This window comes from Oribacterium sinus, assembly GCF_963537195.1.
In the GTDB taxonomy this organism is placed as follows: Bacteria; Bacillota; Clostridia; order Lachnospirales; family Lachnospiraceae; genus Oribacterium; species Oribacterium sinus_A.
Genome location: NZ_CAUTEG010000053.1, coordinates 1 through 16,289 on the forward strand (window position 1 = coordinate 1; position 16,289 = coordinate 16,289).

The 16,289-nt window shown below is 44.1% G+C and carries 13 protein-coding genes; 3 read left to right on the top strand and 10 right to left on the bottom strand.

The features are described from left to right. The 5 genes from RYL27_RS07145 to rpmE all read right to left on the bottom strand — a co-directional run. Window positions 1–794: recombinase family protein (locus RYL27_RS07145; protein ID WP_314966204.1), on the bottom strand; the 794-nt coding region annotated here is incomplete at its 3' end. A 343-nt stretch (window positions 795–1,137) separates the two neighbouring features. Continuing rightward, window positions 1,138–2,433 (bottom strand): phosphopyruvate hydratase, encoded by a 1,296-nt coding sequence (gene eno / locus RYL27_RS07150; protein ID WP_007157719.1) that lies wholly within the window; start codon window positions 2,431–2,433, stop codon window positions 1,138–1,140. Between the two features lie 211 nt (window positions 2,434–2,644). Beyond that, the gene (prmC, locus tag RYL27_RS07155; protein ID WP_314966206.1) at window positions 2,645–3,622 is read right to left on the bottom strand and encodes a peptide chain release factor N(5)-glutamine methyltransferase; all 978 of its coding nucleotides are present in this window, start codon (window positions 3,620–3,622) and stop codon (window positions 2,645–2,647) included. After that, complete coding sequence (locus RYL27_RS07160; protein WP_331667047.1) at window positions 3,622–4,722, bottom strand: DUF1385 domain-containing protein; 1,101 nt, start codon at window positions 4,720–4,722, stop codon at window positions 3,622–3,624. Before RYL27_RS07160 ends, prmC begins: the two co-directional genes overlap by 1 nt. Before the next feature lie 254 nt (window positions 4,723–4,976). Next, window positions 4,977–5,183, bottom strand: a complete 207-nt coding sequence (rpmE, locus tag RYL27_RS07165; protein WP_040649303.1) for a 50S ribosomal protein L31 — start codon at window positions 5,181–5,183, stop codon at window positions 4,977–4,979. Window positions 5,184–5,548: 365 nt separating this feature from the next. Here rpmE and RYL27_RS07170 point away from each other — a divergent pair, with 365 nt between their 5' ends. The 3 genes from RYL27_RS07170 (at window position 5,549) to RYL27_RS07180 (ending at window position 9,252) form a co-directional block, all read left to right on the top strand. After that, window positions 5,549–6,928: a DUF1576 domain-containing protein gene (locus RYL27_RS07170; RefSeq protein ID WP_314966208.1), complete on the top strand. Its 1,380-nt coding sequence runs from the start codon at window positions 5,549–5,551 to the stop codon at window positions 6,926–6,928. Between the two features lie 86 nt (window positions 6,929–7,014). Continuing rightward, window positions 7,015–8,127 (top strand): cation diffusion facilitator family transporter, encoded by a 1,113-nt coding sequence (locus tag RYL27_RS07175; RefSeq protein ID WP_314966211.1) that lies wholly within the window; start codon window positions 7,015–7,017, stop codon window positions 8,125–8,127. A gap of 126 nt (window positions 8,128–8,253) precedes the next feature. Further along, the gene (locus RYL27_RS07180) at window positions 8,254–9,252 is read left to right on the top strand and encodes a GHMP family kinase ATP-binding protein (RefSeq protein WP_314966213.1); all 999 of its coding nucleotides are present in this window, start codon (window positions 8,254–8,256) and stop codon (window positions 9,250–9,252) included. A 343-nt stretch (window positions 9,253–9,595) separates the two neighbouring features. Here RYL27_RS07180 and RYL27_RS07185 read toward each other — a convergent pair whose 3' ends face one another. The 5 genes from RYL27_RS07185 to lon form a co-directional block, all read right to left on the bottom strand. Next, window positions 9,596–10,546 (bottom strand): DUF3137 domain-containing protein, encoded by a 951-nt coding sequence (locus tag RYL27_RS07185; protein ID WP_314966215.1) that lies wholly within the window; start codon window positions 10,544–10,546, stop codon window positions 9,596–9,598. A 97-nt stretch (window positions 10,547–10,643) separates the two neighbouring features. After that, window positions 10,644–11,552: a DUF3137 domain-containing protein gene (locus RYL27_RS07190; RefSeq protein WP_308579279.1), complete on the bottom strand. Its 909-nt coding sequence runs from the start codon at window positions 11,550–11,552 to the stop codon at window positions 10,644–10,646. 179 nt (window positions 11,553–11,731) lie between these two features. Beyond that, complete coding sequence (locus tag RYL27_RS07195; protein WP_040649384.1) at window positions 11,732–12,277, bottom strand: LemA family protein; 546 nt, start codon at window positions 12,275–12,277, stop codon at window positions 11,732–11,734. 177 nt (window positions 12,278–12,454) lie between these two features. Then, entirely contained in the window at window positions 12,455–13,003 is a 549-nt protein-coding gene (locus RYL27_RS07200; RefSeq protein ID WP_007157730.1) for an ECF transporter S component, read from the bottom strand. 293 nt (window positions 13,004–13,296) lie between these two features. Further along, window positions 13,297–16,074, bottom strand: a complete 2,778-nt coding sequence (lon, locus tag RYL27_RS07205) for an endopeptidase La (RefSeq protein WP_442945748.1) — start codon at window positions 16,072–16,074, stop codon at window positions 13,297–13,299. Window positions 16,075–16,289 lie beyond the last annotated feature (215 nt).

Below are 16,289 nucleotides of genomic sequence, written 5' to 3' on the forward strand. Positions count from 1 at the left end.
GTCTTGAAGTTGACTACATCACCACAATACTCTTGTCTTTTCAGTATGCGTGTTAGAGTTGCTTTGTTCCAGTTATATCTGTTTTCTTCATTTAGTGGTTTGTTTTTTGCTGTTCCTCTGCCTTGTTGTTTCATATAAAAGGTTGGGGTTAGTATTTCTTTTTCTTTCAGGTAAACAGCTATCTGATTTCTGTTTTTCCCCTCCATAAATAGCCTGAAAATGAGTTTTACAACTTCGGCAGCTTCTTTATCAACGATCCAATAATCTTTGTTCTCAGGGTCTTTTATATAGCCGTATGGGGCTTCTGTTGCGACAGGCTTTCCGTCTGCTCCTTTGGTTTTAATTCCTGTCTTTACTTTCTTGCTGATGTCTCTTGCATACCACTCTGACATGATGTTGATAAATGGGGCAAATTCCAATGTGTTTTGGTCAATGCTGTCTATTCCGTTATTGATAGCGATAAAGCGTACATTGTTTCTTCTAAATATCTCCATCGCATTTCCTACTTGGAGATAATCTCTTCCCCATCTTGTCATATCTTTCATGATGACAATTCCTATTTTGCCTTGCTCTACATCGCTTATCATCTGTGTATAGGCTGAACGGTCAAAGAACCTACCGCTTTCGTCATCGTCGATATAGTGGCGAATGTTTATCAGCTTTTTTTCTCTTGCATACCTTTCTAAAAAGGCTTTTTGATTTACAATACTATTACTCTCGCCACCGTCTCTATCTTCATCACCAACTGAAAGGCGGGAGTATAGTGCTGTAATTTTATTGTGATATTCTATCATGGCATTATCCTCCTTTTCTCGTGTCTATATATCACTCCTGTTCAGTTAATATTATGCAACCCACGTAGCGGATACTAAGCGAAAAACTGCGTTTCTCTTGTTTTTCGCAAGTACCGACGGGCTCAGACTACCCCTATTATAGACCTACACTGCATCATTCGCTTCAATTATTGATTTTTACAGTCCTTCACTTCACCGGCTTTAGATAAGTATCCAGCTCATACTTCCCCTCATTCAGACCTATATTGCCGAAAATTCCTTATTGTTTTGATTTTTTACAATCCCTTATTTTAAAACGAGGGCTTACGTAAGAAACACGTAAGCCCTCGTTTTATGGTATAAATTACTTTCTGTTGAATGCGCCGAATCCGGGATAGCATGCTGCTGCACCAAGCTCCTCTTCGATACGAAGAAGCTGGTTGTACTTTGCCACTCTCTCGGAACGAGAAGGAGCACCGGTCTTGATCTGGCAGGTATTCAGTGCTACCGCAAGGTCAGCGATGGTGGTATCCTCTGTCTCTCCGGAACGGTGAGAAGAAATAGCGGTGTATCCTGCCTTGTGAGCCATCTTGATAGCCTCTAAGGTCTCGGAAACGGAACCGATCTGGTTTAACTTAATCAGGATGGAGTTTCCGCATCCTAACTTAATTCCCTTGGAAAGTCTCTCGGTATTGGTTACGAAAAGGTCATCACCAACGAGCTGAACCTTGTCTCCAAGCTCCTTGGTCATCTTCTCCCAACCTTCCCAGTCTTCCTCGTCCAGACCGTCTTCGATGGAGTAGATAGGATACTTCTCCACTAAGGACTTCCAGTGAGCAATCAGCTCATCAGAGGTGAAATCCTTACCGGACTTTGGCTGATGGTAGAAGCCCTTACCCTTTTCGCTCTTCCACTCGGAGGAAGCGGCATCCATAGCCAGAACGAAATCCTTACCGGGCTCGTAGCCTGCTGCCTTGATAGCCTTTAAGATGTGCTCAATGGTATCTTCATCGGAAGCTAAGTTTGGTGCGAAACCACCCTCATCTCCTACTGCAGTAGTATTTCCCTCATCCTTTAAGATCTTCTGTAAAGCATGGAACACCTCGGTACACCAACGAAGTCCCTCACGGAAGGAAGGAGCGCCTGCAGGCATAATCATGAACTCCTGTGTATCTACGGAGTTGGTAGCGTGTGCTCCACCGTTTAAGATGTTCATCATAGGAACCGGAAGACGGTTTCCGTTTGCTCCGCCTAAGAAACGGTAAAGAGGAATGTCTAAAGCGTTTGCTGCAGCCTTGCAGGTTGCGATAGAAACAGCAAGGATTGCGTTAGCACCCAGCTTGGACTTGTCCTTGGTTCCATCAGCCTCGATCATAGCCTGATCTACAGCATAAATGTCCATAGGATCCATTCCCAGTAAAACGTCGTTGATGATGGTGTTGATGTTCTCAACAGCCTTAGCAACACCCTTTCCACCGAAACGAGACTTGTCTCCGTCTCTTAACTCTAATGCTTCGAATTCTCCTGTGGATGCACCGGAAGGAGCAGTTCCTCTTCCGATAGTTCCGTCAGACAGCATAACCTCTGCCTCAACAGTTGGATTTCCTCTGGAGTCAATAATCTCTCTTCCAATGACCTTCTCAATCTCTAAGTAGCTCATCTTACCCTCTCTTTCTCTTGCAAGCCTATGGCTTTGCCAGAAACCAATTTTAAGATTCCTTTAAGAATCTATAGATTAAATCGCAATCCTTATACTAATAGATTGGGCATATCGTGTCAAGAAAGAACTACTGTTTCTCCCGATAATGCCCCCTAAGAAGCCTAAGTTTTTAAAAATAAAAAATCACTCTTTCTTCAATAGAAAAAACGAACTATTTTCCGGGGAAAATCCCTCGAAGCACTCTGGGATTTCCGGCAAGATCCGGAAAAACTTCCACCGCTTCATATCCTTCTTTTTGGAAAATGTCTTTTACGCTCTCTCCTTGGTCGTAGCCGATTTCCAAGTAAAGCCTTGCTCCCGGAAGCAAAACCGCCTTTGCCTCCTTGGCAATCCGGCGATAAAAGACCAGTCCGTCCTCCCCCCCGTCCAAGGCCATCTTAGGCTCATACTCCGAAACCTCCCGATCCAAGCCGGGAATCACCCTGCTGACGATATAGGGAGGATTGGAGAGCAGTAGGGAAAATTTCTTTCCCTGCACCCCCGTCAATAAGTCACTTTGCAAGAGCGTAACATTTTCCCCTAAATGCTTTTCCGCATTTTTCTTGGCCACCGCCAAAGCCTTTTCCGAAAGATCCACCAAAAGCAGTTCCTGATAGGGCAAATGCTTTGCCACAGAAATCCCGATGCAACCGCTGCCTGTGCATAGATCCAAAATATTTAAGGAAGAAGATCCGGCCTGCTTCGCCAAGTCTGCATAGTCTTCCAAGACCAGGTCCACCAAACACTCTGTATCTGCCCGAGGAATCAGTACATCTTCATTGACAAAAAAATCCAGTCCGTAGAAGCTTTGTCTTCCCAGAATTTGCGCCAAGGGAATCCGTCTTCTCCGCTTTTCAAAGTATTCAAAAAAGGAATGAAGCTTTCCCAATATTTCCGTTTGTTCAATGTCGGCTGCTTCCACGTTTTCCCTGTCCGCCTTGCATAAGAGCTCCTGCTTTCTAAGAAGATAGCCTGCGGTATTCAGAGAAAAGCTTTCCTGTAAAAGGAGGCGGACTTCCAATGCCGCCTCCTCTTCTTCCACCCCTGCTTCCACAAGGAGCTTCTTCCCCGTTGTTTCTATTTTTTGCAAGCTTGCTTCCTTAAGCTTCGGAAAGCCCAGACCTTCCCAGGAAGCTATCCAATCTTCCATCACGCTTCCCCTTCCTCAGAAACCGCCTGCTCAGAAATCATATTTTCCGAAACCGCATTCCCCGAAGCCGGTTTTGAAGCCGTCTGCTCTGAATTCGCATTCCCCGAAACCGCCTGCTCGGAAATCGAACTTTCAGAAACCGCCTGCTGGGAAACTGCCTTCTCCGGAAAGGCCTTCTTCTGAAAGGCTCTCCAGTCAAAGACCCGTTCCACCGCCGCAATGGCCACTTCCACCTCGTCCCGCTCCGGCTCCTTGGTAGTTAAGCCCTGCATCCACATACCGGGAATAAAGAGCAAGCGGGTAAGAGGGTTGTCCACCATTCCCACCAGACGAAGCACCTCATAGCTGATGCCCGCAATCACCGGAATCAAAAGAAGACGAGACAGTATCTTTAAATAGAGGCTGTCAAAATGCAAAAACATAAAGAGGAAGATGGAAATCATCATCACATAGACGATAAAGCTGGTACCGCAACGCTTATGCTCCTTGGAGGAAGCCATCACATTGTCCACGGTTAAGTCCAGTCCATGCTCCACACAGTTAATGCATTTGTGCTCCGCCCCATGGTATTCAAAGGTCCTGCGAATATCCTTAGCCCGGGAAATCAGCTTGATATATAAAACAAAAATCAAAATACGAAGTAAGCCCTCCAAGAAGGCCAGAGCCGATTCAATAGGAAGAAATTTCTTCACAAAGCTTAGCAAAATAGTGGGCAAAGCCACAAAAATAAACAGAGCCATAGCAAAGGAAAAGACCATCACTAAGGCGGAAAGCACCTGCTCCACCTTCTCTCCGAAAAGCTTATCCAAAAACTGCTCCAGCTTTCCCGGCTCGCTTCCCTCATCATCCTCATAAAAGCTGGCACTATGGCTAAGGCACTTCATCCCCAGTGCCATAGAATCGTAAAAGGATAAAATTCCCCGTAAAAAAGGAAGGCGGAAGAAAGGGTATTTGTCCGTTAAAGACAGATACTCTCCCTGTATCACATCGATACTGCCGTCCGGCTTTCGTACCGCAACGGAATAGTCCTCCTTATTCTTCATCATAATGCCTTCGATCACTGCCTGACCGCCGATACCGCTATATACCTGTTTTTCCAAAATTCTTCCTTTCCAAAGCTCTTACTATCCGGCTATACAAAAAGATTTCTATTCTTTCTTTTCTATTTTGAAGATGATCTCCAAACTCCAAGCATTTTCAAAACACACAGAAGTTTCAACGGGAAATAAACCAATTATCTTTCCGGAATAGGAAGAATTATACTAAAGTACCGGCCTTTGAACAATCGTTCCCAAGAAAGTATCACGCTTTTTTCATAAAGATTAACAAAAAAACAGGGCCGAGGCCCTGCTTTTTACTGCTGCTGCATTCCAAACTTCTTATTGAACTTATCGATTCTACCCTTAGCGGATGCCAGCTTCTGGTTTCCTGTGTAGAACGGATGACACTTGGAACAGATTTCCACGTGAATTTCCGGCTTTGTGGATCCTGTTACAAATGTGTTTCCACAGTTACATGTTACGGTTGCCTGGTGATAAGTTGGATGAATACCTTCTCTCATTTTCTCCCTCTTTCTGCATGATTGCCAACCATGCGGTTCGTCTATCCCTCTTGGGGATTACTTAGTTTTCATAATACAAGTGCTTTCCTATAGGAATAGCGACCTGTCGGGGCGTACCCCTTAGCCGTACCAAGATAGCACAAAGTCTAAAGAAAGGCAAGTCTTTCTTCCCAAAGATCCTGATAGATTCATGTTCACAATGTTCCTATAGAATGCCTCTATAAAATTTATTATTCATAAAGGAATTGCTTATAATCTTATAATTGCTTATTTTTTCTTTTTCCTGTAAAATTTTAAGAGTTTAATTTGGAGGAATCGGCTAGGAAAATCCCCCTCCCCCGGCAGTGAAGGAGCAGAATTTTTTCATGAAAAATACAGAAAACAGCAAGTTGCTTTTACATCATTTTCTCCCGAACTGGGAGCGTTATCTTTTAATGTCCATTGTGCCTATTTATTTTATGCTCATCAGTCTTACCCAGCAAAACCCTATGAGCATTTTTGAAGGTGTACGGGAAATCATTGTACAACCGGATATTTTGATTACGGACTATTTTGTGGTAGGCGGCGTGGGAGCAGCCTTTTTCAATGCGGGATGCCTCACCATTATTTCCCTGGGCTTACTCTGTATCGCCAAATCCAATTTTGACGGAAGCTGTATCATGGCCTCCTGCCTGATGTTCGGCTTTTCTCTTTTCGGAAAGAATCTTTTAAATATCTGGGCAATAATTCTGGGCTATGCCCTTTATGCCAAAATTCACCGGGTTCCCTTCCGAAAATATCTTCACATCGGGCTTTGCGGTACCACCCTTTCTCCGATTATCACCCAGATTCTGCTGATTCCCAATATTCCGGGTGTCCTTCAGCTTCTTTTGGCGCTTGCTGTGGGACTTGTCATCGGTTATGTTTTGGTTCCCATTTCCCTCCACACCAAGCACGCTCACATGGGCTATTCCCTCTACAATGCCGGTTTCGCCTGCGGTATTATCGCCACCATCGTCATTTCTCTGATGAAATCCTTCGGGGTAAAAATCGAGTCCCGACTGGTTTGGGATACCACCCACAGACTCTTTGGCTTCTACAGTCTGCTTGCGCTCTTTCTCGTCTTGATGCTCCTTTCCCTTTTCTTTGGACGAAAGGAAACAATTCTTGGCTATCGGGATATCCTGAAGGAAAGCGGACAGGGAAATCCGGACTATTTAAAGAAATACGGAGACTATCCCACCATTTTCAACATGGGGGTAAACGGTCTTGCCATGACTTTAATTCTCTACATTCTGGGAGGAGACTTTAACGGCCCCACCATCGGTTCCATCTTCTGTCTGGTGGGCTTTAGTGCCACCGGAAAGCATCTGCGAAATATTCTACCGGTAATCTTCGGCGTAATTCTTGCAGGATTCTTGAAGGTTTGGTCCGTGCAGGATCCCAGCTCTACCCTCACCCTGATTCTTGTGACTACCTTGGCTCCCATTGCAGGAGAATTCGGCATTTTCTGGGGAATTGCAGCCGGTTTTCTTCATTCTTCCGTTGCCTTAAATGTTGGAATTCTTTATAATGGGACAAATCTTTATAACAACGGCTTTGCCGGAGGTGTGGTGGCCATTTTCCTTGTGCCCATTATCCTTGCCATCAAGGACAGACAGAAGCCTATGGCCATTTACGATGAAGAGGCGAAGAAGCTTGCCATTAAAGACAAGCTTTTTGACAAGCCGGAGGTAAAGCTTCCGAAAAACATCTTTTGGAAATAAGATAGCAAAGAGAAGGGAGATTTCTGCAGAAAACAGTTGAGAGAAACGCGAAAGGAATTCTGCAAAACATAGAATAGAGTAACTTTATGAATAACAATAGAGAAAAAGTCATTGTCCAAACCAGTATCATCGGTATTCTGGCCAATCTGTTTTTGGCCGGTTTTAAATCAGGAGTCGGACTTCTTTCCAACTCCATTTCCATTACTCTGGATGCAGTAAATAATCTAACGGATGCCCTTTCCTCAGTCATAACCATTGTAGGAACTAGACTGGCAAATAGGGCTCCGGACCGGGAGCATCCTTTGGGGCACGGACGAATTGAATATCTCACCGCCAGTGTCATCAGTCTATTGGTGCTGTACGCCGGTTTCACATCTTTAATCGAATCGGGAAAGAAAATCCTCCACCCGGAGGAACCCAGCTACAGTGTGATTTCCTTAGTAATCATTTTTGTAGCGGTTTTGGTCAAATTTTTCTTGAGCCGTTTTGTAAAAAGAAGAGGTGAAAAGGTAAATTCCCAAAATCTTATTGCCAGTGGTGAGGATGCGGGAAATGATGCCATCCTGTCCTTATCCGTATTTTTATCCGCCCTCTTTTTCCGTTTTACCGGTATCTCCTTAGAGGCCTATGTGGGGGTTGTGATTTCCTTCTTTATCTTAAAAGCCGGCTGGGAGCTTTTACAGGAAACCCTTTCCCAGATTCTTGGTGCAAGAGCAGACAGCAACTTGACTAAGGAGATTAAAGAAACCATCAATGCCATTCCCGGCGTTTTCGGAACCTATGATCTCTTCCTCCATAACTATGGGCCGGACACCTATCTGGCCTCCGCCCATATCGAGGTGGCGGATACCATGCACGCCGCAGAGCTGGATGCCTTAATGCGGAAGATTGAAAGGAAAATCTACAAAAACTTCCATGTGATTATGGCGGGAATCAGCATTTACTCTCGCAACACGGAAAATAAAGCCCTCCTGAAGCTCCAGCAGGAAATTCATGATCTGGTTTTATCCAAGGAGCATGTTTTACAGATGCATGGCTTTTATGTAGAAGAAGAGAAGAAACGGATTCACATGGATGTTGTGGTGGATTTCGAAGAAAAGGACCGGGATGGCCTTATTGACGGCATCCAAAAAGAGCTGGAAGAGAAATTCCCCGGCTATCAGTTTCTGATTACCCGAGATTTGGATATTTCCGATTAAATGCTATACTGTAAAAGCAAAATTACAGGCTAATATGTGTAGGAGCTTGTAAGCCACCCGGCGGGTGCATAAGAGGGCTATCCCCCTCATTCTGACAGCTACATCAATTATCCACAAGGAGCAAACATGATTATTACCAAAACCCCCTTTCGAATGTCCTTTTTCGGTGGCGGCACCGATATGGAAGAATATTTCAAGGAGCATGGCGGAGCGGTGCTTTCCACCACCTTTGACAAATACTGTTATGTAAATGTCCGGCATTTGCCTCCTTTTTTTGACTATAGCACCGAGCTTTCCTACTCCAAGACGGAAAGGGTCTCTTCCCTTGAGGAAATCCAGCACCCGGCTATCCGGGAGGCTATGAAAATGTTGGATATGCAGAAGATTCGTTTGAATTACGAGGCGGATCTTCCCGCCCGTTCCGGCCTTGGCACCAGCTCCTCCTTCGCAGTGGGGATGCTCCATGCCTTCCATGCCTTAAAGGGAAAGTATGTGGGGAAGAAAACCCTGGCAGATGAAGCCATTTATCTGGAAAGAGTGCTTTGTCAGGAATCCGGCGGCTGGCAGGACCAGATTGCCGCAGCCTTTGGAGGGCTAAATCATATCGAGTTTTCCCAAAACGGCTATACCGTAAGCCCCATTCTCATTTTCCCGGAAAGAAAGAAGGCACTGGAAGAAAACCTTATGCTCTTCTTCACCGGCTTTACCCGGTTTTCCTCCGAAGTACAGAAGGAAAATAAAAAGTCCTCCCCTGAGGACAAGCTAAGTCTTTTGTCCGAGATGAAGGCTTTGCTGGTGGAAGCAGAGAATGTTTTGCAGGATAAGCACAAGGATTTAAACGACTTCGGTCGTCTTCTCCATAAGACCTGGGAATTAAAGCGAAAGACCGCAAAAACCATCAGTACCGACAGCATTGATGCCCTTTACGAACAGGGTCGCAAGGCCGGAGCCCTTGGCGGAAAGTTGCTGGGTGCCGGCGGTGGCGGCTTCCTCCTCTTCTATGTGGAGAAGGAAAAGCAGGGAAAGGTTTTAGAAGCCATGAAGAACTTGATTCATGTGCCCTTCTCCTTTGAAAATGACGGCACACAGGTATTATATTACGCTCCGGAGCGCTTAGAGGAGTAAAAGACATTTGCAAGGCTGACTTTTGATGAAAATAGAGGGATGGAATAAAGGTAATATATTTCATGCCGTAACGGTCTAAAATTCGGGCACGCTCCCGCTAACTTCGCCTTGACTGAGCAGTGGTTTATGTTAACCACTGCTCACTTTGCTTCGCAAAGCAACTTCCTTCGAAAGTTGGTCTGTATCAGGACGACTTTTCTGATGAAAAGTCTGTCCTTACAGTACTAAGTTCAAGCTTCACTTTGTTCGCTTTCACTAAGTACTGACGGGCTCAGATTACCCTCTTTTTAGACCGTTACGCATGAAATAGAATCACATTGCCTTGAATATTTCCATCCCTCTATTATTTTTCTTCGAAGGCCTTGCAAATGTCTTCGATATACTCTAAGGAGCCCCGAAGCTTCTTATACTCCTCCGTGAAGGAGAGGTTATTAATATCTGCCTCTGTATAAGGGGCTCTAAACATTTTGTGGCCGCTGTAAATGGCGATATAGAGCAGATCTCCTTTGATATAGATTGAAAGCTCCTGTCCCGCAAATTTTTCGGAAAATACCCTGAGCACTTCCGGGGTTAAAAAGCGTCTTGTTCCAAACTCATCCGTGGCATAGATGTCAAAATGCTCATTGTGCTGAATGTCTTCCGTATCCAGCTTCATCTCCCCTTTTCCGCAGCCGAGATATCTGTACTGGACTTCATTTTTTAAAAGAAAAGCTCTATCCGTAGGGACAATGCGAACTTCTCCCTGCACCGCCACCGGGCTCTTCATGCAATACAGCTGTCCTGTAAAATCATACACCGTGGTGGAATGCTTTCCGCCTGTTGTATGATAGGACTCCAGATTTCCTATAAGAAGTCCTCTGTCATCATGAAAGAACAAAAAGGTATCTTGCAGATATTTTTGAGACTTTGGGGTGAACCTCACTACATCCTCCAGAGCAATTCCCTTCTTTTTCACCGTTAGGTCGGGATAGAAGTTCTGTAACAGCGGCTCCAGCACCTCCTTGGCATAAACATCCTGAAGGCTTTCCATATTACTGAAGAACTCCGGCATCTTATGGTATTTTAGATAATAAAACAAAAGACCGCTACCAATCAAAATAAAGCAAAGGATCATACTGTCCCGCCCGATAAGACGAGGCATAAGAATCAGAAAAAACGGAACAAGGTATTTTGCTGTAGACCACCTTTTAATTTCCAACATTTTCTTACGAAGTGCTTGGAGTTTGATTTGAAACTCCGCACTGTCCTCCATGTCCTCAATTTTCTTTAAATCCTCTTCCAAAGTTCCTAACATAAATGTCCTTTCTATTCTTTAAGGCTACTGCTAAACTATATCTTTGTTGTTAAAGTATTCCTCGAGCGCTTATCCTTTATTTCCTAAATATCTTTTCTTATTCTTCAAATCCCTCACAGATATCTTTAATATCCCCTAAAGAATCACGAAATCTTTCGCATTCCTCTTCATAGTTCATTTGCCAAAATTCCAGACTATTCAAAGAAACGCGAAACAGGGAATATCCGCTATTAACAGCAACATACAACTTGCTCCCCTTTAGATAAACCGAGATTTCCCTTTCGGAAAAATGCTCCGTAAACTTCCTAAGCCTTCCCGGCGTTAAGAAACGCCTGGCGCCCATCTCATCGTTAGTGTAAATATCGTATCTCTCATTATTTTGAATATCTTCCGTATCAATTTTCTTTTCCCCTCTTTCACAAGGAGGATAACGTCGTTGCACTTCTTTATTCATGAATTTGGATCGGCCCGTGGGCACAATACGGACTTCTCCTTCTATGGAAACAGGACTATTCATACAAAAAACCTGTCCTAAAAAATCACGAATATACGTTCTATTCTTTCCTGATTTTTGATGCCAGGCAGAACAATTTTGTATTCTAAGATCCTTTTCATCATGAAATTGTATTGCTGTATTTTGTGTATATTCTTCAGAAGAGGGAAGGAACTTCTTGACTTCCTCAAAAGGTATTTTTTCCTTCTCCTCAACAGTTACATCAGGATACCAATCCCTTAACATAGGTTCTATGAACTCTTCCATATAAACATCTTGAATCTTTTTTCGCTTCTCCCTAAAGAATCCGGGATTTGTCTTGTAAAAATAAAGGAAAATTAGGACCGGAAGAGCTATCATAAGGACGGCAGACGCGGTTCCTCCTCCGGGAAGCATTAATCCTGCAAAAGAGGATAGAGCCATTAATGGCTTCACAACAGCCCATTTCATCAAAGCCAGTACTTTCTTCCGCATGGTCTCATATTTCATTTGAAACTCTTGGCTATCCTCCATAGTTCTCCTCCCCAGCTTTCATTATTCTTCATGTATTGTTTAGTCACTTCCAAACTTCCCGGTACAGCTTCCTTACGATTAGAAAAGCAGGCAGAAAAATCCCCATATCCCGACTTTTCCGCCTGCCAAATTTCCAACTTTAAGCCCTGTGCTCTTTCTGAGCGAAGGCTTATCCGCCATTAATCCATATTGTAATCCAAATCCTTTAAATCTCTCTTGCCCTGTAAATCCTCTTCCAGGAAATCCACCTTTCTAAGTCCCTTGATTCCTGCAACTATGCTTGTGGGGAAGCTTACAATAGCCTGATTAATCACACGCACATTACTGTTGACAATCCGCTTTGCTGCTGCCAAATCTTCATTTTCACTGGCAATCTCGGACTGTAGGTTTAAAAACTGCTTGGAAGACAGAAGCTCCGGATAATTCTCTCCTACCATACGAATCTGTGCCAATACATCATTTTGGTTGGCAATCGCTCGGTTCGTATCCTGAATACTTCCTCCCTGACGCAAAGCTACCAGCTCGGTAAATACTTTCTCCTCATGCTTGGCATAGGCCTTAGCCACCTTTAACATTTCCGAAATGGTGTCGTAACGCTTTACCAAGGTAATATCCACTGTCTTCTTGGATTCTTCGATAATAACCAAGTAACGATTCAGCATATTGCTCTGTCCGATAAACCAAACAAGAACAATTACGATAAGGATAACGGGTACTAAAACCATCTGCAGTTCCTCCTTTTTTCCGGTCGCCCTGAGCTCTTTTCCTAAGGTCAGGGCACTTACGTGCAAAGCTTCTTTGCCAAAGAATTCAAGTGGAATTCTTAAATCTCGGCAGAAAACAGTAAAAAATAGTTTCCTTGCTTATTATACTAAGAAACTTGAAAAATTCAAGAAATTTCTTTACTCTTGCACCTGCTTGGAAAAATTTGCAATAAAAGGAATCTTCCGAAGAGCAGTATAGAGAAGCATGGAAATCAACACACTCATTACCGCCTGAATGGTATTGGTCAGGATTCCTGCAGAGGCTACACCAAAATCAAAGACGAAGCTCTCCGCTACAAAGTATCCTGCAACGATAATCACTCCACCGATAACCGTCGCCAGAAGAGCGGAGGAAAAGCTTTTCTTTTTGCCGTAGACGGTGGCTACCAAAAAGCCTTCAATTCCCTTTACCAAAAAGGTAATCGGCACAAATACCGCATAGCCCAAAAGCAAATCTGCTAAGGCTGGACCGATAGCCCCCACCAGCGTTCCCTCTTTTCTTCCCAGTAGAAGAGCCGCCAACATAATCACCGCATCTCCTACATTGAAATATCCACGTATTCCGGGTACGGGAATCTTGGTAAACATCGTAAGCAAAGTAGATAGTGCAATCAACACTGCCGTGATTGCGATTCCCAAAGTAGTAAAACCGGATTTCGTATGCTTCTGTACTGATGTTGTAGACATGTGCAGCTCCTTTCAAGGACAAAATTAGTTTTTTCTAACACTAAGGACTATATCTCCAAACAACAGATTTGTAAATATGAATAATTTTTTATTTTCAAAATGATATTTTATTATCTATTTTGTCTTTATTCGTTGCTTCCCTATAAAACAAAAGAAAAATGAGGCTGTAAAATGGAGTGTAAGTACCAAAATAATTTTCTAAACAATATAGGTCTGAAATTGGGGCACGCTCCCGCATTCAGACCTATATTGTCGAAAATTTCTATATTATTTTGATTTTTACAGCCTCATTTTTACTCTTCGGACTTTTCTTCAGAAGGAGTTTCTGTGCTCTTTTCGATGCCACAAATTTCCAAAGCTTCATCCACATTTTCCACGGGACGAATCTCCAGCTTATCCTTTACCTCTTCCGGTACATCCCGAAGGTCATCTACATTTGCCTTGGGAATCAAGACAGTCTTTACCCCTGCACGCTCCGCAGCCATCAGCTTCTCCGGAAGTCCTCCGATAGGATTTACCTTTCCTTCCAGGGAAACTTCTCCTGTCATGGCAATCTGAGGGCAAACTGCCTGTCCTGTCACCAAGGAGGATAAGGCTACGGTGAGGGTTACACCTGCTGAGGGGCCATCCTTCGGGGTTGCTCCGTCAGGAACATGGATGTGTAAGTCATTTTCCTTAAAGAAGCTTGCCTTCTCCGGGAACATGGACTTTACCAGACTGATGGCAATCTGGGCAGATTCCTTCATTACATTGCCCAGCTGTCCGGTAATGGTAAGCTTGCCCTCTCCCTTGGTAGCAAGAGTCTCGATAAAGAGAATTTCTCCTCCCACCGCAGTCCAAGCAAGACCTGTGACCACACCGGCTCTGCCCTTTTCTTCCACTTCTCTATGATGAAGAGGATTCATATCCAGATATTCCTGTAAATCCTCTTTCCCTACGGTAATCTTCTCGCCCTTTCCTCTTACCAAATGCACAGCGGCAATTCTGCACAGGGTATCCAGGCGCTTTTTCAGCCCTCTCACGCCACCTTCTCTGGTGTAGTCGGAGATAATGCTTTCCAAGGCCTCATCGCTGAGTTCCACATTTTCCGGCTGAAGGCCTACATTCTTCAAAGCCTTCTTCATCAGGTGCCGTTTACCGATTTCAAACTTCTCCCTGGGAGTATAGCCCTGATACTGAATCACCTCCATACGGTTTAGGAGAGGTGCGGGAATGCTGTCCGTGGTGTTTGCGGTGCAAATGAAGAGCACATCGGAAAGATCATAAGGTACATTCATATAGTGATCCGTAAAGGTATTGTTCTGCTCCGGATCCAGTACCTCCAGCAAGGCTGCTGCCGGATCTCCGTTGTAGGAGGAGGAAAGCTTATCTACCTCATCCAATACCATAACCGGGTTGGAAACTCCCGCCTTATGGATACCGTCCATAATTCTTCCGGGCATAGCTCCAAGATAGGTTCTTCTGTGTCCTCGAATATCCGCCTCATCTCGCACGCCACCCAAGCTTACCCGGACATATTTTCTGCCAAGAGCCTTGGCAATGCTCTTTCCGATACTGGTTTTTCCTGTTCCGGGAGCACCTACAAAGAGAAGGATGGAACCGGACTGCTGTTTCTTTAAGTTCATGACAGCAATCTGCTGAATCATTCTTTCCTTAACCTTCTTTAAGCCGAAGTGGTCTTCGGAGAGAATCTTTTCCGCCTCATCCAAGTCAATGCTCTTCTGCTCTTCCTTCTTCCAGGAAAGTCCTGTCACAAAGTCCATGTAGTCATAAAGCATACCTGCCTCTTGACCGTTAGTACCTTCATTTTTCAAACGATTTAAAATCTTTGTGGCTTCCTTCTTGGCAATCTCGTTCATGCCGGATTCTTCAATCTTAAGCTCCAGCTTTCTTAAATCGGAAACCTTTTCCGGATGCATCTCATCCAGCTCTTTTTGCAAATAGTCGATTTGCTTTTGTAAAGCCTGCTCCTTATAGAGCTTCTGGTAGTCCTCCTGCTGCTGATTTCTGGCATCGGAGGTAACCTTGGTCACTTCCACATATTCATAAAGAATCTGCTCCAGCATCTTGGTACGAACAGAAAGTCTGTCTTCCTTAAGTACCTGATAACGCTCTTCATTTTTCAAACTGAGCCAGGGGGAAAGAATGCAAGCCACCTCTTGAATGGAACCGTACTGGTCAATCATGGTCTGCATAATGCTTCCGGCTCTAAAACGATCCACCAGCGTCTTTAATTCCGCCTTGATTTCCTTCAGCTTACGCTCGGAATCCTCCCGATCCAAGTCCTCGATATCGCTTAATGGAGCGGTTTCCAACAACAGGGGCTCCCCTTCTTTTTGAGCCAACTCCATAATTTTAACTCTCTGTCCTGTACGAACCACCACGTAGCCGTCTCCGCTGATTTCCGTAACACTTCCCTCTACCGCAACGGAGTGGAACTCTTCCTTCCTTAAATCCTTGATATTAAAGCTGTCTTCCTTTAAAACAGCCAGTAATACATGGTCGTCCTGTCTGATTTCCTGTCCTGCAATATTTTTAAAGCTTTGTACCTGAAAATAAATGTAGGAATGGGGAAGAACCATCATATTATAAACTGGAATTACCCGCATCACATTTCCTCCTCTATATTCTGTCATATTGTCTTTGGCTCTCTCTATGCCATTTTGCCCCTCTGTACTCTGCCCGGCCGTGTTTTTTTCCACTGTCGAATCTTCCGCTACAGCTTGAATAGTTACTGTATTCACTCCGGCAGCATTTTGAGCCGTCATTCGTGCATCCGCCTCTTGTCCATGGAGCTTTTGTCCCTCTTGTCCTTCGGCAGCTTTTTCCGAAGAACTTCCTAATGCAGCTTCCCGGCCTTCCCTATTTTGCTCGCCGGATTTTTGGCCTGAAAAGCTTTGTACTTCAGAGCTTTGACCCTGGGGGCTTTGTATTTCATTTCCCTGTTTAGAATTCTGCTTTTTTAGCATATCCTGAGGAATATCCCGAGAAATGGCAGAAATCCGCCCCCTTTTCTTCTTTTTTAAAAGGGAACGGATTTGTTCCAAAATATCTTGCATACTCATATACATATCCCTTCTGAAACAAGAAAAAAGCTTCTTCTCTTCTTCCTCATTCCTTTACGTTTTTTCTCATTTGTTAGCAATCATCATTTTCGAGTGCTAAATCTTTTCAAAGAATAACACCCTCCTAAGAGGGTGTCAAGGTCTTTAGAAATTCTTTCGATTTCGACTGTTTTTTAAGATCGGAAGAGCACACGTCTGAACTTCCAGTCACAGCGATAGAT